Genomic DNA, 17,119 nt, shown 5'->3' on the forward strand with positions numbered 1-17,119 from the left:
GACGCTAAACAAACATTCCTAGGCAGGATTGACACTGACAATGCGAGCACCCGTGCGCTGAAGCTGCTGCATTTTGCTCGACAGTTGCTCATAGGGCACCAAGAAGGCGGTACTGCTGCGGCGCACCCCCGGATAGCCCGGTTGGCGAATGCCCGCCACTTCAATGCGATAGACGCGGCCACTTTCACCAAAGGAACCACCCAAGCAAGCCCGTGGGGGAACATCGGCACTGGGGGTGTAGTAGGCAAAGGCCGTATCGCTACTCGAAGGCGGCACCACCGTATTGGGACTGTTGGTGGCCAGATCCCGCGCTAAACGGGACATGCTGCCTTCTGCTTGGGCGCGATCGCTATTGGCATAGCCACGATAGAGACGGAACATGCGGTTAAAGCCCACTGTTTTCTGACCCGGCTGGCTATTAAAGCCACGGTAATAGGGCACGACCCAATCCCCAAAGCTATCGGTGTATTCGGGGGAATCAATGTAGGAGTCAATGTCGGCATCAAAGCCCTCATTTTCGTAGAGATCCAAATGGAAGATTACTTCCGACTCGTCGTAGGGTGCCCGCCCCAACAAATGCTTATAGTTCAGTTCAATGACACGGGTTTGAAAATTGCCGTAGAGAAACTTCTCTTTGTATAGTTCCGACTTGGCCACTGCGCGCACAAACTCCCGCACGGTAATTTTGCCATTGCGCAACAGTGACTCCGCACTCACCAAACGCTCCGATGCCATGACATAGTCATTGCCCAAGACCTGACGGTAAACGGCACGGATGACAGTCTCTAGATCTTCCTCGCTCCAGTTGGCACGCAGCTCCACCCGCGGAGCATCACTGAAGGCGGAGGTACCCAAGCGCGAAGCAGCAGCAGTAATAGCCACGGTACAAACTCCTAAATATCGAGGGTACAAACAAGCCCGGTGCTGTAAACAAAGGGTCAGCCCAACGCCGACAACATCTGCTTACCTCACCGGGCAACGAAGGGAAACGCCTATTAGCTGAGGGCGTTAATGGCGTAGTCGATGTAGGCGTTGGCTTCCACCGCAGCTTGGCCCGTCAAGCCATGATTGGCTTTGATGTATTTCAGAGCTTCCACATACCAGCTTGGGGAGAGATCAAACGTGCTGTTGATTTCAGACAAGCCAGCGATGAGGTACTCATCCATCGGACCAGTGCCACCGGCAACGAGGCAGTAGGTCACCATCCGCAGGTAGTAGCCGATGTCACGGGCGCACTTGGCTTTGCCTTCGGGGGTCGAGGCATATTGAGAGCCTTGCATGGTGGTGGTGTAGGGGAATTTTTGGTACACCGCTTGGGCTGCGCCGTCAATCAGGCTCTGAGCATTGTTGGTCAGGGCGCGAGCAGCTTCCATGCTGGCCACAGCGCGCTTGAAGCGACCGTCAACCGCTTGCAGCTCGGTGTTGCTAAGGAAACGACCTTGGGTATCAGCGGCGGCAATAGCTTCAGTAATCGGCGTTTTCATGGATAAAATATCTCCCTAAAAAATGTGCGTGTTCAGAACGGTCAAAGTTACAAGACGGTAGCTGTGTCTTAGGCAACAGCGGCAGCGGCACGATCAAAGTAGCCAGCAATCTCAGACATCAGGGCGCTGCAATCGCCAGGAGTGATGCCATTGGGATCATTGGCGATCGCGATCGCGGCATCTTTCATTTTTTGGATAGCCACAGCCACGGAGGAGCCGGGGGTACCAAGGGCTTGGTAGGTTTCCCGCAGACCGTTCAAGCAGCGATCATCGAGCACGCTGGAGTCACCGGCCAAAATGGCGTAGGTCACATAGCGCAAGATGATTTCCATGTCGCGCAGGCAAGCAGCCATACGACGGTTGGTGTAAGCATTCCCACCGGGTTGGATCAGTTGGGGTTGCTCTGCAAAGAGGGCACGAGCAGCGTTAGCAACGATCGTGGAGGCATTGCTGGTGATGCGGTTGACGGCATCCAGACGCTTGTTGCCTTCTTTCACCAAGTTGGACAGGGCATCGAACTGGGCGTTGGTGAGGAATTCACCGCGGGCATCGGCCTGAGCGACAACTTTGGCAAATGCATCTAGCATGGATCAATTCTCCTTAAAGGTTGTTAAAGAAGTTAGAACTTCTTGACATTCCTGCCCCTAGCGGGATTGCAGGATTTTTATGGTGTTTTTGTGTCAACCCATAAAGGCTGTGTCAAGCAACCTTAGAGCGACCAAGCTGATCCTTGGTGTGGATATGTCAGGTCACGAACACCACAGTGGTGGGTGCCGGAAAGGTCGAATAACAGCCTGTGTTTCCCTAGGTGAGGTCAACAACCGTGCTGTTAAACCCTTCAGGTATTTCTTATACAATGCGGTGGGAAACCTGTTTCGCCGTAGTTATTAATTTGTAAAATACTTTTGTGAGATAAATTAAGCTTCCCGCGATCGCCATAAAATTGGTGCGATTTGTCCTAAGTTTTTCCTAAGTTTCGTGAAGTTTCTTTAACATTATTCTCAGGAAGTTACGATCCACATGAGTGAACCGTTGCAATTTAGCTTATTTGACACCCTCGCCCCCACCGAGGCCGAATCCCCGCCACCGACGCCTCTCGATGCTGCTACCTATGATCAAATTCCGCTGCGCGCTGAGGTGCCTATTCCCGCCGGTACCTACCGCGACTTGGAGGCGCTTGCGGCGCATTGTCAGCAGTGTCAACGCTGTGGCTTAGCGGCCACCCGTACCCATGTGGTGGTCAGCCGTGGTAATCCCGCCGCCAAGCTGATGATTATTGGTGAAGGACCGGGTCAAGCGGAGGATGAAACGGGTCGCCCCTTTGTTGGCAAGGCAGGGCAGCTCCTCGATAAAATTCTGGCTTCGGTCAATCTCGATAGTGAACGGGATGCCTATATCTGCAACATTGTGAAGTGCCGCCCTCCCGGCAATCGCGTCCCTGAACCCGCTGAAACAGCAGCCTGCCTGCCCTATCTGTTAGAGCAGATTCGCTTGGTCAATCCCCGCATTATTCTACTGGCGGGGGCAACGGCTGTGCGCGGCTTGCTCCAAGATCAGCGGGGGATTACAAAAATTCGCGGTCAGTGGATCGAGTGGCAAGGACGCTGGTGTATGCCGATTTTTCATCCTGCTTATCTGTTGCGAAATAACTCGCGGGAGCCGGGCAGTCCCAAGTGGCTAACGTGGCAGGATATGCAAGCCGTGCGCGATCGCCTGCGCCAACTTGATGCTTAGATTACTCCTGACGGTGGGGATGTTCCTGCAAATAGCGTAGCCAAAGCTCCGAAAGTTCCCGCGCCTGTTGCTCCTTTTCGCCAACAATGTGGTACATTCGCCGCGGCCGACCGCGACCTTCCACCTTCTTCCAATAACCATCAATAATTCCCTCATCCTCGAGGAATTTGAGGGCGCTGTAGAGCACCGTATCGGAAAGGCGGTAAAGAGGATATTCGTTTTCAATGGCTTGAATCAGCGCCGTGCCATAGGAGTCCCCCTTTTCCACAAGGGTATAGAGCACATAGCACACCGCAACTTCCTTGCTCAGGTAAACGGGCGGTGGCTGGCGGAAAAAGGTGTAGATATCTTCCAGTTTCATAACCTTATCCTCAGCAATGGGCTACTGCTGATCCATTGACTCCCCAAAATTCCTCAGATCATGGAAGCGTCTGAATTCAACTCTGTTGCTCCAAACGATAGAAAACACAAATACTCCCCCCTTAATATCAGCACTTGCCTCTAGCCTTATATAGCGCATGAAAGTCACTAAGTATTTATCACTACCAAGACTACAATATTGTTTTACAACCCTTTCCTGAAATATAGGAGAAACAGTCTTCTCCCCTGTCGGCTTTCACGATTTTAAGCGTCTGCCGTCCTTGTAAAAAGGGCTGTACTTCTGATTTTAGGAAGTTTGAGAGAAAAGTGTTCCTTGCATCATAATTCCGCAGTTGGCAAAAATCAAGTCATTGACCTGTTGTAAATTGATTTCAAGGGTGATCAGCAGCAAAATTTCTTAACAAAAATTCACGATAAATCTGCCAGCGGCGGCCATTGTGGACCAGCAGTGTGAGGTGGGATACCCAACAGCGAGCCGCAAAGGATTGTGCTTGAAAGTCTGCCCAAGCGTGGCGAAAGTTGTCCTTGGTTAAATCACGAAAGGCGATCGTCATGTGGGGGGTAAAGGCATGGCGTTGCGTAGGGGGGAGGTGCAGGGGCTTCGCTACGTCTTTGACGAGATCTGCTTGTAGTGTCTTGAGGGCTGGGGTGGGTGCCACGTGAATATAAATGACTCGTGGGGGAAAGGCGGCAAAGCCATCGAGGATCAACTCCACTGGAGCGGCTTGCTCGGAAAAAGTTTCTAGAGCTTGCTCCAGATTTACGACCGCTGCATCTGGCCACCAAAAGGGGGGATAGAGGGTAACGTGGGGGGGAGAGCGCAGTGCCGCTTGGCTTTGGTAGCGATCGCAACAATACTGCTTGAGGCGGGTGACTTCCGCCTGAATGTCAGCATTGGGCAACAAAGCAATAAAGTAATGCCGCCGGTTCATTAGCGCTGTGCCACAACGGTCCAATGGCGATCGGAGGTGAGGGTGGCTTGCCACTGCTGCGGCGGCTGCGGCAAGGTTTTGAACAGATCCCCCATTTCCGTTAAGGTCAGTGCCGCATGGAGCGAATCGGCAAACAGTTGCCGTTGTTGGGGTGTGTCTTGACCCGCATATTGCTCAACCAAGGCTTGCAGTTCGGCCAATGTTTCTGGGCGATAAAGGTCACGGATAAACAACGTCCCTTGGGGACGCAGCACCCGCAGCATTTCGCCAAGGGCAGGCTGCGGATCCGCTAGGTGATGGATCAAGCTATTACTGATCACAACATCAAAACTCGCGTCGGCAAAGGGCAAGGCTTTGGCATCCCCTTGAATAAAGTTTAATTGCGGACTGTGGTGGCGGGCGATCGCCAGCATGGCTGGACTGAGGTCAATCCCTGTTAGTTGCCAATGGGGATAGCGTTGATGCAGCATTTGCAGAATCCGCCCGTTCCCTGTACCCACATCTAAAACTTTTAGAGGTTGCTCAACACTGGCTAAGACTGCGGCTAAATCTTCACAGAAGGCGGCATTAACAGCAGTAAAATCCATGGCGTCATAGGCAGCAGCCGTTTCTGGCGTCTCCATGACCTCAGGTTCAAGAATGCGTTGCAGCGGCATAGGCTATAGACCCGTCGCCGATCGCCCCTGCTTGGGTAAGCGCACAAACACAAAGTAGCTCAGATAGAGCATATAGATGACAAGGGCAACGGCGGCAAAGAAGCCAAGGGTACCGGCGCGGGCTTGGGCATGGAAAATATCTTTGAACATCAGGGGTGGCTCGAGCCAGACTTGGCAACTGGGGGTCTGAACGGCACCAGCGACAAACGCACAGGGCAAATAAAAGGCCTGACCAATGGCGGCAAGGATACAGTAGAGCGTGATTGCCCAGCGCCAGCTACTAAAGACCTGACCAATCAAATCTTGGCGATCGCTAATTTCTTCATTAAGATCCACCCAAAACCAGAGGCTAATGGGAATCAGCACCAAGGCCATAAATCCGGTGACGTAGGCCACTGGCCACTGCGGCATCATCAGGTACACCGTAATCGCCAATAGACTGGCCACCCGCCAATAGATAATCAGCAGTTGGGTAATCGCTGGCACATTTTTAACCGTTGACCACAGCAACAGGATCAAGGGAATAATTACAGTAAAGAGCACCGCAAGGCGGTAGTCCATCCACACGAGCGATCGCAGAAGTTCCAAGGACATGGCAGGCCACAGACCCAAGTGCAACGGTTCTATTATTAGGGATCGCCTTCCCAAGGCACAAGGCTAGAGCGATCGCACTCGCTCATACCAACGCATCAGAATGGCTGCTAACTTTTGCGAATCATGGCGCACGGTTGGCGTGGATTCGTCCATCACATCCGCAAGGATTAGTCGACAGTTTTGACGGGTCAGGGCTTCCCGATCAATAGCCACAGCGGTACTTCCCTGCTGCCCATAGCGTTCAAGGTGAGCGGCACTGGGGGGGTATTTTTGCACCAGCACCGCATCAAACAGGCGATCGCCCGTGACCGCATCAAGGGCACGCACATGATCACTCACAGCATAGCCATCGGTTTCCCCCGGCTGCGTCATAATGTTGCAGACGTAAACACAGGGGCACTGCCGCTCCGCTAGGGCTTGGGCAATCTCAGGCACTAAAAGATTGGGAATGATACTCGTGTAGAGACTGCCGGGGCCAAGGATAATGTAGTCGGCTTCACGGAGGGCTTGAATGGCGCGGGGCAGGGCTTTGGGGGCTGGGGGCGAGCAACCAATTTCGACAATTTTGCCGCGGGCGGCTGTAATGTTGGACTCCCCGTGAATGAGACGACCATCGGCAAGGCGTGCCCAAAGGGTCATATCTGTTAGGGTGGCTGGCAACACTTGACCACGAATGGCCAAGACCGCTGAACTGGTGGCGATCGCTCGCTCCAGATCCCCCGTGATATTTGTCATCGCCGTCAGAAACAAATTGCCAAAACTGTGCCCTGCTAAGCCATCCCCCGCTTCAAAGCGATATTGAAACAGTTCAGTGACGATTTTCTCCTCATCGGCAAGAGCCGCCAAGCAGTTGCGAATATCCCCCGGTGGCAACACCCCAATTTCCCGCCGCAGTCGTCCGGATGAGCCGCCATCATCGGCCATCGTCACAATGGCAGTGATATTAGCACTATAGAGCTTGAGGCCTCGTAAGAGGGTGGAGAGACCAGTTCCCCCCCCAATAGCAACAATTCTTGGCCCCCTGCCTAGCCGCCGATGGGTGAGCAGCCGCTCCACCAAGGCCTTGTCGTCTTCTGGCAACAGGACTTCCGTAATCGAGCCAAGGGTGCGGGCATAGCCCCAAGCAATCAGTGCCAACCCCCCAAGCAGCAGTAAAGGGCCACTGATGTAGCTAGGAACAAACCGGGCAATGCCTTGGAGAAACTTCTCTAGAAATTGCAGAAAGTAAAAGATGGGCGTGAGATTGATACTAATGGCAAAGCCCAGACTAGCCAGCAAAACGCCAACTGCACTAATTAGGAGCCATCGTTTCACCAGTAGCCCAGGGAGCAACCATTGGGACCACAAACGGATTTTACGACGGGCTGGCCGTAGCTTCGCTGAGAGTGGTTGAGCCTTATTCGCTCTCCTCATCCGCACCAATACCCAAATAGGTTTTGCTCAGATAGCGGGCTAGGCGCTGCAGAGGATTGGCCACTTGTTTTTTGTGTTCGGCATGATTACTGTTAATGGGAACACCTAAAATCCCGGAAAATTCATCATCGCTAATTTCCCCTGCTTGGTGCTGAGCAAAGGAATCAACCACTTGAATGAGTTCATCGGTGGAAAATTCAAAACCATGCTGACTAGCAAAATCCACCACTTTCGGTGCCATCTCTCCTCGCAGGGCAGCGAGTTCCTCAGCATCTAGTTCGGCAGCGCCGCTGATATTGCCATCCCCTACCCCCAGAAGGTTCTCCAGTTCATCTCGTAGTTGGGCATCTTCAGCGGTCTTTTGCATGAACGCTAACACCTGTGCCGTCGCCATAGGCTTCCTTCCTTCGGTCAGTAAATTTTCTGCACGAACCGATTGGATTATAGCATTCTCTGCTGAGAGTATTTTTAGGCAACAGTTCTTAAGAAGGGCACCTCAACCACTTGAGCAATGATGCCCTCTGGGGTGTGCAAGGTTAACCCGGCACCGCCCACTTTAGTGCGCACATAGCCTAGACCAAAGGCACCCCCATTTAGGGGCGTACAACTGGTGAGCAGACCCACTTTTTCCCCTTCCAAAAGTAGGGGGGTTGGGGCGGGAACAACGGCACTCAATTCCAGTCCCCAGAGATGTTGTTTGACCCCTTGGTAGGTGTTGAGGCGGGCGATTGTCTCTTGGCCAATGTAGCAGCCCTTATTGAAAGAAATCGTATGCCCCAGTCGGGCTTCGAGGGGGTTATAGTCTTCGGTGAGTTCAGCCTCGGCAGCGGGTCGCCCTTGGCGGATGCGTAGGTGTTCCCAGTCGGTATCATTCAGTTGGGGATGGGCATTGAGGAGATCTGTGAGGGGGCGATCGCTCCAAAGGGTCAAGCCCGGAATCGCTAAGCCACTGGTGGCAGCAATGGTTATGGGAGCGTTTTCGTAGGTGAGAGTCACATGAGCGTAGGGCTGGGAAAACGGTTGCAGACCCAATTGGTCAGCGATCTGATCCGAAACGGCACCGAACACTCGGTAGCAGTAACTGTCAGAAGTGCGATCGCTCACCTGCACATCGTCGCCAAAGAAGATGTACTTATCGAGCCATTTCAAGAGAAACTCGCGGCGCTGCGGTGACACCAGTAGATCCACCCACTCCATATGAACAAGTAGGGTGACAAGATCAAGGGTGCGCGCCGTCGAGGTCAGAAAAACCGTATCTGCCCCTTGGCCGGGTTGCAAGACAAGACAGTTATTGGAGCTTTGATTGTGCAAAAACTTTAGGCGATCGCCCCCCCTGAGGCGTAGGCGCCCCCAATGACTGCAATCATAGACTGCACCACTGACAGAGACTGTTTCCAGTAGATCCGTCATTCTTTTACTCCTAAGACGTCATTCTTTTACTCCTAAGAGAAGCAAGTCCCGCTCAAGGAGCGATCGCACCCCTGCAAGATTGAAGCCCGGTTGCTCAGCTAATAACTCAGCCACGTTTTTTTGACCCGTCGCAGCCGCCAAGAATTGCTGCTCAGCCTGATTGAGCTGAATCACATCATAGTGACAGTTAAAGACACAGACCCCCGGCCAACCCTCTAAGCAGGGGTGTCGCCACGGAATAGCCACCAGCAAAGCCGCATCCTCAGACCAATCGTGACGGGGCAGCGGCGGCTTGGCCAAAAAGAACTCAAAGTGGGTCATTGCCTCAGGGTCAAGGCATTCAATGAGTTGATATTGCTGGATCGGATCTAAGTGCTGTGCGCGGTGCAACAGTTCTGGCTGGCTGCCCAATAGCCGCTCCAACCGCCAAACTTGAGGGTTAGAAAAGCCAACGAATTCTAGGCCAGAGGCAGCAATGAGGTCAAAGAGGCTGGCGATCGTGTAGTCAATTTCTTGGGGATGCACGTACATGTCGGCAAAGCATTCATCCCGCTGATTTTCGAGGCTCCAGCGCTCCTGCTCACGCTTTTTCAGGCGATTGTTCTGGGGCAATGCGGCAAAGAGTTGCCGTCCAATGGCCACCCCCTCGCGATAGTTGTGGCGATCGCTCCCCTGAAGTAAGGCAATGGCCTGCTGCATCAGTTTAATTTCCCAGCGACCGTAGGCTCCATAAACAAAGATGTGCAAAATGCCGCCGGGAGCAAGAACATCGGCGAGAGCTTGAATGCCCCGCTGCGGATCCGGCAGATGGTGCAGCACGCCCACACAGTTAATCATCTGGAACCTTTGCCCCAGTTGTGCCACATCCTCTAGGCTCAGGTGGTGAAATTCGACATTGGTGGCGCCCGATCGCCGGCAGCGCTCGCGGGCAATCTCCAAAGCACCCTCACTGAGATCCAACGCAGTAATCTTTGCCTGCGGATTCAAATGGGCGAGATATTCCGTTCCTACACCAGTGCCACAGCCAGCATCGAGAATGGCAACGTCCAACTGGGAGGGATAGCGTCCTGTGCAAAAGCTATAGGCCGCCGGCCAAGACCAGCGCCAGTTGTACCCCGGTGGTGGCTCATCAAGGAGCGGCTCCGGCGGAAAAGGATAGGTATTGTACAGTTGCCGCACAGCAGCAGTAATCTCAGCCGCCGAGGTCATGATGGTTCCCCTTGAGATAAGCGTCGTAATAATTCTCGGGTGGTTGCCTCTGGGTCAGCCGCATCCATAATGGCGCGGACAACGGCCACCTGAGTCGCCCCGGCCTTGACCACCTCATCAATATTACTGAGATCAATGCCGCCAATGGCAAACTGCGGCATCGGGGCGTGTTTGCGGGCGTATTGGAGATAGTCAAAGCCCACAGCCGCTTTACCGGGTTTGGTAGGAGTCGCAAAAATCGGCCCAACACCCACATAATCGGCACCTTCAGCAATGGCACGCTCCAGTTCTTGGGGATTGGTGGTCGAGCGTCCCACGAGGCGATCGCGCCCTAAAATTTGCCGAGCCAGTTCCATGGGAATATCCGTCTGTCCGAGGTGGACACCATCGGCATTGGCACCCACGGCAATATCCACGCGATCGTTGACCAAAAACAGGGCGCCGTAGCGTTGGCAGAGCGCTTGTAACTGGCGAGCCGTGGTTAGACGGGTGTGATCATCACTGGTTTTGTCGCGGTATTGCACAAGGGGCAGTCCCCCCTTCAAAGCAGCTTCGACGGTTTCCAGCAGGCGATCGCTGGGGGCAGTCACCAGATAGAGCTTTGCCCCTTGCAGGCGTTGCGCTCGAGCGTGGCGCGGGTTGAGGATCAGGGCTTGCTCGAGAATGTAAACGCGATAGCGGAGAGCTTTGGCGGTGTCACTCAGCTCAGTATTGGTTAATTTCGCGTATTCTTCAATCACTCGTAGCGCTTCTTGGACACGGGCAAAGTTAGCGGTGAGCACCTCGCTGAGGGTCTGGCGATCGCGCTCTTGGGGATGACGCAAAGCAGTCCCCGGATCCTGATCCGTTTGTCGTGCCGCCCGCAACTCTGGGGTATGGTAGCGGCCAAGGGTTTGGCGCAAATCTTTACATTCTGCACTCAGGGCAGCATCTTCGCGGCCAAAGCGGCACCATTCCTCAATCACCCGCAGACCTTCGCGGGCACGGTCAAGGTTGGCATCGAGAATCCGCCGGATGCGTTGCCCCTCAAATCCGGGAGCTAAATTTTGCATAGCACGTCCGATCCCCACAGAAAAGAATCAACACAGTTCTGTTCACCGTTCATCGGCATTGTTGATAGCGCAATGAAGTTTTTGATGAGCCGTTTCAGCATTCACTCCCAGCCGTGGTTGAGTCACCTATGTTTGATCCTAATGGGTTGGGGGACGCCCGTATTGGCGGCAGAACCGATTCCCATCCCCGTGCCACCGCCAGAGGTGAATACCGTCATCCCGATTCCTGTGCCTCCCCCAGAGGTGAGTACGGCGCCAATTCCCACCCCACCGCCGCAGCAGCTTGACAACTCCCTCGAACGATTGCCGGTGCCTAGTGGCCCGATTCCGATGGGATTTGTGGGTCGCGATCGCGCGATGAATCAATTGCCGCCCCCACCAGACATTTCTGATGCAAACTTGGCAACACTCGCTCCCGTAGCCCCCAGAACGCGGTTTCGAGTCATTGTTTTGGATTTGCGGGAGGATGATCTGGCCAATCAAGAACGCCTGCGATCGCTCGTTCCCGAAGTGATACCCATTACCCTTGGCCAGCGCCGCGCCCTACAAGTGGGCAGTTTCCAAAACGAGGCCAATGCCAACGAAATGCGTACCTTTATGGAGGTCAATGGCTTCCGCGCTGAGATTCAACGTCTGCCCTAAACAACCTCAATTGGCTCAGGAACGACGCGAAGAGGCCTAAAGAGTGCCCGCTTTTTCAGCAGTGAAGTGAACCCCCTGCCCAAGCAATCAATTTTTCATAGACTTAGAGGATTAGGAGCAAATCGCCACAGGAGTTGAGTTGCTAAAACATTCTGAGGATACAACCGTTCCCAAAGACAATAGCAATATCAACAGGATAGATGAGCAAGACCGCGCCTTTCATGACTGGTATCGGTTTGTGCTCTCTTATCCGCCCCATCTTGTGAGGGACTACATAGAAGACTTTGGCTTGAATGCAGAGAGTGTCATCCTCGACCCTTTTTGCGGCACAGGCACAACGCTGGTTGAGTCGAAGCTGCGTGGAATCCCCTCATTGGGTACCGAAGCCAATCCATTTGCCCATTTTGCGACGTGTGTTAAGACGGATTGGGATGTTGATCCGGATTTACTCTACCGTCACTCCTGTGAGATCGCAGAATTTGCCCTTGACATCCTGCGGCAGCAAGGGATAGGGGACTCGGTGCCTTTTGAGGGGAATATTGCGGATCTACCGTTACGCCAACTCTCGCCAGAACAACATAAACTCATCCTTACGGGGTCGATCAGCCCGATTCCCTTGCACAAGATCTTGGTACTCCTTGACTGCTTAGAGAAATACAGAATAGAACAGGTCTATCGGCATCAACTGCTGGCGATCGCCAACATACTGGTTTTTGCCGTGAGTAATTTGCGCTTTGGCCCTGAAGTGGGTGTTGGCAAGCCTAAAGTTGATACACCAGTGATTAGTGCTTGGCTCGCCAAAATTGATGAAATGGTGGAGGATTTGCGGCAGGTCAAAAATCAAAATGATGCCCCTGCCCACGTCTATCTGGCGGATGCAAGATGTCCTGACCGAGTATTGCCGCCGCAGTCCGTTGATGCGGTGATCACCTCACCCCCGTATCCCAATGAAAAGGACTACACCAGAACAACCCGCCTCGAATCGGTGGTCTTGGGCTTTATCAAAACCAAGGCGGATTTACAAGCTTTCAAGAAGGGTCTGATCCGTTCCAACACGCGCAATGTGTACAAAACCGATGACGACGATCAGTGGATTCAAAACCATCCTGCAATTCAGGAGATAGCAGCTGAAATTGAACGCCGCAGAATTGAGCTGGGTAAAACGTCTGGCTTTGAGAGACGCTACAGCAGGGTAACAAAGCTCTATTTTGGTGGCATGGCACGTCACTTGGCTGCCCTGCGATCGCGCTTGCGTCCCAATGCTCAATTGGCCTACGTCGTGGGTGATCAAGCCTCCTATTTGCGGGTGATGATTCGCACAGGTCAGTTATTGGCTGACATTGCCCAAGCCCTTGGCTATGAGGTTGTGCGCACAGATCTCTTCCGAACACGGTTTGCCAGCGCCACGAAGGAGCAACTGCGCGAAGAAGTGGTGATCCTACGCTGGAAAGGATAGTCGAGTCAGTCCAGATGGGCTGTACCTTAAGAATTACTGTAAAATAAGGCATCAACTGGCAGTACACCCACCCTATGGTTACCTCTTGGGCGAAATGGTCATTGCCGCAACCTCAACGGCGCTCAACTCCGCTGCACCACAGGCGATTGGCCAAAGGGCACGCGACGCGATCGCAACGACTGCGCTGGAAATCTTTTGTGTTTAATCTGCTGTCTGAGCGTCTTTTGCTGGTCATCGGCGGATTGGGGGCAGGTCTTCTCCTGTGGCAAACCGATGGCCCCCTGATGGTGGCCACCCTGAGTGGCGTGGGTACGATTTTTCTCCTCAGTCGCTGGCAACGCCGACTGTTGACGCTATGGCAAGACCTGCGCCAACAGATGTCCCAATGGCTACACCATCCCTTCGCCTTTACGGTGGTCGGGGGTTTGCTGGCCTGTTTGGGTACCTATACCCTTTTGCATTTGGGTCAACACACCGCAGATCCATGGCTCGTGGTGGCGCTTGTGATCCTCGGCATCCTTTTAGTGGCCGTCATTGCCCTGCTTGGGACGCTCATGGGGCAACTGCAACAGCAGCATCAGACCCAACAGGTGTTCCAATGGTTTGCTGACCTCACCCATCCGCAACCGCTGCATCGGCTAGTGGCTATTCGCCAATTAGCTCGCATCTCTAAGGGGGCAGAGCGTCGCCAAGTGCAGGAAGCCCTATATCTGCTACTGGGACAGGAAACGGATGCAATCGTTCGCCGTGCTGCCCTTGAGGTGCTCGATCATCTTGATGATGCCGCCTGAGTCCCTCAATTGGCTGGAGCGATGGTGCTTGGCTCGGTTGATTCGAGCGATTGCTAGTGTCATTGGGGTTGAGCCACAGCGATTCGGCTACGTTGGCTTTGTTGAAATCACACGGCAAGTGAAGCAGGGGCGATCGCCCGCGCAGCAGCAGGCTATCGTGGCCACCGTCTTTGATCGGTTAGTTCCCCCCTTCATCAGCACCTTGGTACGCACACTCTTTCGCCCGACTCGCTGGGTTTGTGAGTGGAATGCGTGGTTTGCCACCCGCCTCACGGGCTGGTTAGTGGGAGCCAGCGATCGCTACTGGGTCGAGGTCATTCCCCCCGATCAACCCCGCCAATGGCAACACAGTGGCGTGCGCATTCAAAAATGCCGCTATCTTGCTGAATCTCAATGCGTGGCTCTGTGCATGAACCTGTGCAAAAAGCCCACGGAGCAATTCTTTCGGCAGCGATTTGGCATTCCCTTGACGATGACGCCCAACTTTAGCGACTACAGTTGCGAAATGGTTTTTGGTACCCCTGCCCAGCCGATTCCTGAGCCAACCATTCCCCACTGTTGGGACGATCCGAGTCAGACCCCCTGCCCCCACATTTAAGACCATTCTCTTGGCGAATCATTTTTGGCGATTGACAATTCAAGATTATTTGAAATAACGTAGGGATGTCCCGCTGGAGCAGCAACGATGGGCGTTGGCATCGGCATTAATGGCTTTGGCCGCATTGGTCGCTTGGTTTTGCGTGCCGCGTGGGGTTGGCCTGAACTGGAGTTTCGCCACATTAACGAGATTAAAGGAGGCACAACCGCTGCCGCCCATTTACTAGAGTTTGATTCGGTGCATGGCCGCTGGCCCCAAGCCATTCAGGCCAAAGAGGGGGCGATCGCCATCAACGATCAGATCATTAGCTTTTCGGAAGCAAAAACCCCAGCAGAGGTACCTTGGCAAGAACGAGGAGTCGAGATTGTTCTGGAATGCTCCGGTAAATTCCGTACCGCTGAGCAACTGGCGGCCTACTTTGCAGTTGGGGTGAAAAAAGTGATTGTTGCTGCCCCCGTCAAGGAACAGGCCCTCAACATTGTCATGGGCGTCAATGACCATCTCTACAATCCCCAAGAACACCACTTGCTCACCGCCGCCTCCTGTACGACAAATTGCCTTGCCCCCGTCGTTAAGGTCATTCACGAAACCCTTGGCATTCGCCACGGCTTGATCACCACGATCCACGATGTCACCAATACGCAAACAGTGGTGGATGCCCCCCACAAGGACTTGCGCCGTGCCCGCTCTAGTCTGATGTCTCTTGTGCCGACAACCACGGGTTCAGCCACTGCTATTGGGCTGATTTATCCTGAACTCCAAGGCAAACTCAATGGCTTGGCGGTACGGGTGCCCCTGTTGAATGCGTCGCTCACCGACTGTGTTTTTGAAGTGAGCCGCCCCACCAGTGTGGCCGAAGTGAATGCAGCTCTTAAAGCTGCCGCCGCCGGGGAACTCAACGGAATTCTCGGTTATGAGGAGCGCCCTCTTGTTTCCATTGACTATTGCAACGACCCCCGTTCCAGCATTGTCGATGCCCTCTCCACAATGGTTGTGGATGAAACGCAGGTGAAAATTCTCGCATGGTACGACAACGAATGGGGCTACAGCAATCGCATGGCCGAATTAGCTCGTCACGTCGCCACTACGTTGCCCTAAGGAGTCTGCTATGGCTGTGTCCACCAGTGTCCGCAACTATATGATTGTTACCCTCGCCTACTGGGGGTTCACGATTACCGATGGCGCACTGCGGATGCTAGTGCTGCTCTACTTTAACCAGATTGGCTACACACCGCTGCAAATTGCCTTCCTATTTCTCTTCTATGAAATTTTTGGCATTGTCACCAACTTTCTCGGTGGCTGGATTGGTTCCCGTTTAGGGCTGAATGTCACCCTCTACGCGGGCATTGGTTTACAGGTGATCTCGCTGATCATGCTCACGCCCCTAACGCCAGAATGGCCTTTGTGGTTTGCGGTGCCCTATGTGATGGCGGCACAGGCGATGTCGGGGGTGGCCAAAGACCTGACAAAGATGAGTTCTAAGAGCGCTATTCGCTTAGTGGTGCCCCAGGAGGCAGAGTCACAGCTCTTTAAGTGGGTGGCGATTCTGACGGGTTCTAAAAATGCCCTCAAGGGGGTGGGTTTCTTTGTTGGCAGTGTGTTGCTGACATTGGCGGGCTATAGAGCGTCTCTGTGGATCATGGCGATCGCGCTTATCTTGATCCTGTTCAGCGGTTTGTTATTGCCACGGGGGATGGGGCAGATCAAAAAGAAAATCAAATTTCGCCAACTCTTTTCCAAGAGCAAGGAGATCAATATTCTTTCTGCTGCTCGCTTTTTCCTCTTTGGGGCGCGGGATGTCTGGTTTGTGGTGGGTTTGCCCGTCTATCTCCAAAGTGTTCTCAACTGGTCATTTTATGAAGTGGGGGGCTTTCTCGCCCTGTGGGTCATTGGCTATGGAGGTGTCCAGTCCTCGGCACCCCTGCTGTTGAAATACATCAATCGCGGTCGCCCTCCCCAAGCCGCCACTATTCAGTTTTGGACGTTTACACTGACGATTGTGCCAGCAGTCATTGCCTTGGGCTTGATGAGCCACTGGAATCCCAATGCCGTCATTATTGGCGGCTTGCTCCTTTTTGGCTTGATTTTTGCCATGAATTCGGCAGTCCACTCCTACTTGGTGCTGGCCTACACCGATGATGAAAAGGTGGCCTTGAATGTTGGCTTCTACTACATGGCCAATTCCGGCGGGCGACTAGCGGGAACGGTTCTCTCTGGCCTCATCTATCAAATTTGGGGCATTGTCGGCTGTCTGTGGGTTTCGATGGTCTTTGTCCTCTGTGCTGGACTCATTTCCCTAAAGCTCGAGGATCCGAAACGGCAGCAGCCCTACCCCTCGTTGGTTGTGGGGGATGGTGAATAACTGCAACATTTTCCCCTAGGGGTTAGAACTGAATAAAATTGAGATATGGTGAGGTTCCCCGAGGAATTGCCCTTATGATGCTCCCCCAAGAAATCATCGGCCAAAAAGTGTGGTTGGAAGTGGAACCCGAAGATGCCTACTATGCGGGTGAGAAAATTCGAGTACAGGCGGAAATTAGCCAGCCCACTGCTCCCCCGTGGTACTATGCTCGCTACATTAACCCGCCCCGCTGGTTCCGCACCCAAGGCCAGTGGCTCACCCACCATGAGGCGGAGATGGCAGTGCTCTTGAATCCCGTCTTGGAGGATTTGGAGCTGGGGGAAGAGGATTACGACGGTGATGAACTGACGAATGGTGATTTTAGCGATCGCTAGGAGCGTCTCGGGTCTGTTGGTCAGGGTGGCG

The 17,119-nt window shown here is 53.6% G+C and carries 20 protein-coding genes; 8 read left to right on the forward strand and 12 right to left on the reverse strand.

Annotation, left to right across the window (positions count from 1 at the left end; translation table 11 throughout):
* Positions 1-18: 18 nt before the first annotated feature.
* From RHI63_RS07090 to RHI63_RS07100, 3 genes are all read right to left on the reverse strand, one after another.
* Positions 19-882 carry a phycobilisome linker polypeptide gene (locus RHI63_RS07090; protein WP_149818201.1) on the reverse strand — a complete coding sequence of 288 codons (864 nt, stop codon included), beginning with the start codon at positions 880-882 and terminating at the stop codon, positions 19-21.
* Between the two features lie 113 nt (positions 883-995).
* Positions 996-1,484 carry a phycocyanin subunit alpha gene (gene cpcA / locus RHI63_RS07095; protein ID WP_149818203.1) on the reverse strand — a complete coding sequence of 163 codons (489 nt, stop codon included), beginning with the start codon at positions 1,482-1,484 and terminating at the stop codon, positions 996-998.
* A 68-nt stretch (positions 1,485-1,552) separates the two neighbouring features.
* On the reverse strand, positions 1,553-2,071 hold the full coding sequence (locus RHI63_RS07100; RefSeq protein WP_011057792.1) for a phycocyanin subunit beta: 519 nt from the start codon (positions 2,069-2,071) through the stop codon (positions 1,553-1,555).
* Between the two features lie 433 nt (positions 2,072-2,504).
* Here RHI63_RS07100 and RHI63_RS07105 point away from each other — a divergent pair, with 433 nt between their 5' ends.
* Positions 2,505-3,218 (forward strand): uracil-DNA glycosylase family protein, encoded by a 714-nt coding sequence (locus RHI63_RS07105; RefSeq protein WP_206199557.1) that lies wholly within the window; start codon positions 2,505-2,507, stop codon positions 3,216-3,218.
* Between the two features lies 1 nt (position 3,219).
* On the opposite strand, the gene RHI63_RS07110 is transcribed toward RHI63_RS07105, so the two are convergent.
* The 9 genes from RHI63_RS07110 to RHI63_RS07150 form a co-directional block, all read right to left on the reverse strand.
* A complete protein-coding gene (locus tag RHI63_RS07110) occupies positions 3,220-3,579 on the reverse strand; it encodes a PadR family transcriptional regulator (RefSeq protein ID WP_149818207.1) in 360 nt (119 codons plus the stop codon).
* Between the two features lie 391 nt (positions 3,580-3,970).
* Entirely contained in the window at positions 3,971-4,531 is a 561-nt protein-coding gene (locus RHI63_RS07115) for a 2'-5' RNA ligase family protein (protein WP_206199558.1), read from the reverse strand.
* On the reverse strand, positions 4,531-5,187 hold the full coding sequence (locus RHI63_RS07120; RefSeq protein WP_206199559.1) for a class I SAM-dependent methyltransferase: 657 nt from the start codon (positions 5,185-5,187) through the stop codon (positions 4,531-4,533). Before RHI63_RS07120 ends, RHI63_RS07115 begins: the two co-directional genes overlap by 1 nt.
* 3 nt (positions 5,188-5,190) lie before the next feature.
* Positions 5,191-5,781: a DUF3177 family protein gene (locus tag RHI63_RS07125; RefSeq protein ID WP_206199560.1), complete on the reverse strand. Its 591-nt coding sequence runs from the start codon at positions 5,779-5,781 to the stop codon at positions 5,191-5,193.
* 63 nt (positions 5,782-5,844) lie between these two features.
* Positions 5,845-7,194 (reverse strand): gluconeogenesis factor YvcK family protein, encoded by a 1,350-nt coding sequence (gene yvcK / locus RHI63_RS07130; protein ID WP_206199561.1) that lies wholly within the window; start codon positions 7,192-7,194, stop codon positions 5,845-5,847.
* A complete protein-coding gene (locus RHI63_RS07135; RefSeq protein WP_206199562.1) occupies positions 7,178-7,588 on the reverse strand; it encodes a hypothetical protein in 411 nt (136 codons plus the stop codon). The genes yvcK and RHI63_RS07135 overlap by 17 nt, the downstream gene beginning before the upstream one ends.
* A 74-nt stretch (positions 7,589-7,662) precedes the next feature.
* Positions 7,663-8,604 (reverse strand): folate-binding protein, encoded by a 942-nt coding sequence (locus RHI63_RS07140; protein WP_310821390.1) that lies wholly within the window; start codon positions 8,602-8,604, stop codon positions 7,663-7,665.
* 18 nt (positions 8,605-8,622) lie between these two features.
* Positions 8,623-9,813, reverse strand: a complete 1,191-nt coding sequence (locus tag RHI63_RS07145; protein ID WP_310438311.1) for a class I SAM-dependent methyltransferase — start codon at positions 9,811-9,813, stop codon at positions 8,623-8,625.
* The gene (locus RHI63_RS07150; RefSeq protein ID WP_310742815.1) at positions 9,810-10,865 is read right to left on the reverse strand and encodes a thiamine phosphate synthase; all 1,056 of its coding nucleotides are present in this window, start codon (positions 10,863-10,865) and stop codon (positions 9,810-9,812) included. The genes RHI63_RS07145 and RHI63_RS07150 overlap by 4 nt, the downstream gene beginning before the upstream one ends.
* A gap of 84 nt (positions 10,866-10,949) precedes the next feature.
* Here RHI63_RS07150 and RHI63_RS07155 point away from each other — a divergent pair, with 84 nt between their 5' ends.
* The 7 genes from RHI63_RS07155 (at position 10,950) to RHI63_RS07185 (ending at position 17,088) form a co-directional block, all read left to right on the forward strand.
* Positions 10,950-11,507 (forward strand): hypothetical protein, encoded by a 558-nt coding sequence (locus RHI63_RS07155; protein ID WP_310742816.1) that lies wholly within the window; start codon positions 10,950-10,952, stop codon positions 11,505-11,507.
* Between the two features lie 139 nt (positions 11,508-11,646).
* Positions 11,647-12,963 (forward strand): DNA methyltransferase, encoded by a 1,317-nt coding sequence (locus RHI63_RS07160; protein WP_310742817.1) that lies wholly within the window; start codon positions 11,647-11,649, stop codon positions 12,961-12,963.
* Positions 12,964-13,037: 74 nt separating this feature from the next.
* Positions 13,038-13,754 carry a hypothetical protein gene (locus RHI63_RS07165; protein ID WP_310742818.1) on the forward strand — a complete coding sequence of 239 codons (717 nt, stop codon included), beginning with the start codon at positions 13,038-13,040 and terminating at the stop codon, positions 13,752-13,754.
* Positions 13,741-14,352, forward strand: coding sequence for a DUF4033 domain-containing protein (locus RHI63_RS07170; RefSeq protein ID WP_310742819.1), 612 nt, complete (start codon positions 13,741-13,743; stop codon positions 14,350-14,352). Before RHI63_RS07165 ends, RHI63_RS07170 begins: the two co-directional genes overlap by 14 nt.
* Before the next feature lie 87 nt (positions 14,353-14,439).
* Positions 14,440-15,450 (forward strand): ArsJ-associated glyceraldehyde-3-phosphate dehydrogenase, encoded by a 1,011-nt coding sequence (locus tag RHI63_RS07175; RefSeq protein WP_206199569.1) that lies wholly within the window; start codon positions 14,440-14,442, stop codon positions 15,448-15,450.
* Between the two features lie 10 nt (positions 15,451-15,460).
* Entirely contained in the window at positions 15,461-16,714 is a 1,254-nt protein-coding gene (gene arsJ, locus RHI63_RS07180) for an organoarsenical effux MFS transporter ArsJ (protein ID WP_206199570.1), read from the forward strand.
* 74 nt (positions 16,715-16,788) lie between these two features.
* Positions 16,789-17,088 (forward strand): hypothetical protein, encoded by a 300-nt coding sequence (locus RHI63_RS07185; protein WP_206199571.1) that lies wholly within the window; start codon positions 16,789-16,791, stop codon positions 17,086-17,088.
* The last annotated feature ends 31 nt before the right edge of the window (positions 17,089-17,119 follow it).

This window comes from Thermosynechococcus sp. GLH187 (assembly GCF_031583395.1).
Classification (GTDB): domain Bacteria; phylum Cyanobacteriota; class Cyanobacteriia; order Thermosynechococcales; family Thermosynechococcaceae; genus Thermosynechococcus.

Coding starts and splice junctions, on each gene's coding strand:
- RHI63_RS07115 (WP_206199558.1), bottom strand. CDS start 4,531: ATGAACCGGCGGCATTACTTTATTGCTTTGTTGCCCAATGCTGACATT.
- RHI63_RS07185 (WP_206199571.1), top strand. CDS start 16,789: ATGATGCTCCCCCAAGAAATCATCGGCCAAAAAGTGTGGTTGGAAGTG.
- RHI63_RS07140 (WP_310821390.1), bottom strand. CDS start 8,604: ATGACGGATCTACTGGAAACAGTCTCTGTCAGTGGTGCAGTCTATGAT.
- arsJ (WP_206199570.1), top strand. CDS start 15,461: ATGGCTGTGTCCACCAGTGTCCGCAACTATATGATTGTTACCCTCGCC.
- cpcA (WP_149818203.1), bottom strand. CDS start 1,484: ATGAAAACGCCGATTACTGAAGCTATTGCCGCCGCTGATACCCAAGGT.
- RHI63_RS07135 (WP_206199562.1), bottom strand. CDS start 7,588: ATGGCGACGGCACAGGTGTTAGCGTTCATGCAAAAGACCGCTGAAGAT.
- RHI63_RS07105 (WP_206199557.1), top strand. CDS start 2,505: ATGAGTGAACCGTTGCAATTTAGCTTATTTGACACCCTCGCCCCCACC.
- RHI63_RS07165 (WP_310742818.1), top strand. CDS start 13,038: ATGGTTACCTCTTGGGCGAAATGGTCATTGCCGCAACCTCAACGGCGC.
- RHI63_RS07145 (WP_310438311.1), bottom strand. CDS start 9,813: ATGACCTCGGCGGCTGAGATTACTGCTGCTGTGCGGCAACTGTACAAT.
- RHI63_RS07155 (WP_310742816.1), top strand. CDS start 10,950: ATGAGCCGTTTCAGCATTCACTCCCAGCCGTGGTTGAGTCACCTATGT.
- yvcK (WP_206199561.1), bottom strand. CDS start 7,194: ATGAGGAGAGCGAATAAGGCTCAACCACTCTCAGCGAAGCTACGGCCA.
- RHI63_RS07120 (WP_206199559.1), bottom strand. CDS start 5,187: ATGCCGCTGCAACGCATTCTTGAACCTGAGGTCATGGAGACGCCAGAA.
- RHI63_RS07125 (WP_206199560.1), bottom strand. CDS start 5,781: ATGTCCTTGGAACTTCTGCGATCGCTCGTGTGGATGGACTACCGCCTT.
- RHI63_RS07150 (WP_310742815.1), bottom strand. CDS start 10,865: ATGCAAAATTTAGCTCCCGGATTTGAGGGGCAACGCATCCGGCGGATT.
- RHI63_RS07170 (WP_310742819.1), top strand. CDS start 13,741: ATGATGCCGCCTGAGTCCCTCAATTGGCTGGAGCGATGGTGCTTGGCT.
- RHI63_RS07110 (WP_149818207.1), bottom strand. CDS start 3,579: ATGAAACTGGAAGATATCTACACCTTTTTCCGCCAGCCACCGCCCGTT.
- RHI63_RS07175 (WP_206199569.1), top strand. CDS start 14,440: ATGGGCGTTGGCATCGGCATTAATGGCTTTGGCCGCATTGGTCGCTTG.
- RHI63_RS07100 (WP_011057792.1), bottom strand. CDS start 2,071: ATGCTAGATGCATTTGCCAAAGTTGTCGCTCAGGCCGATGCCCGCGGT.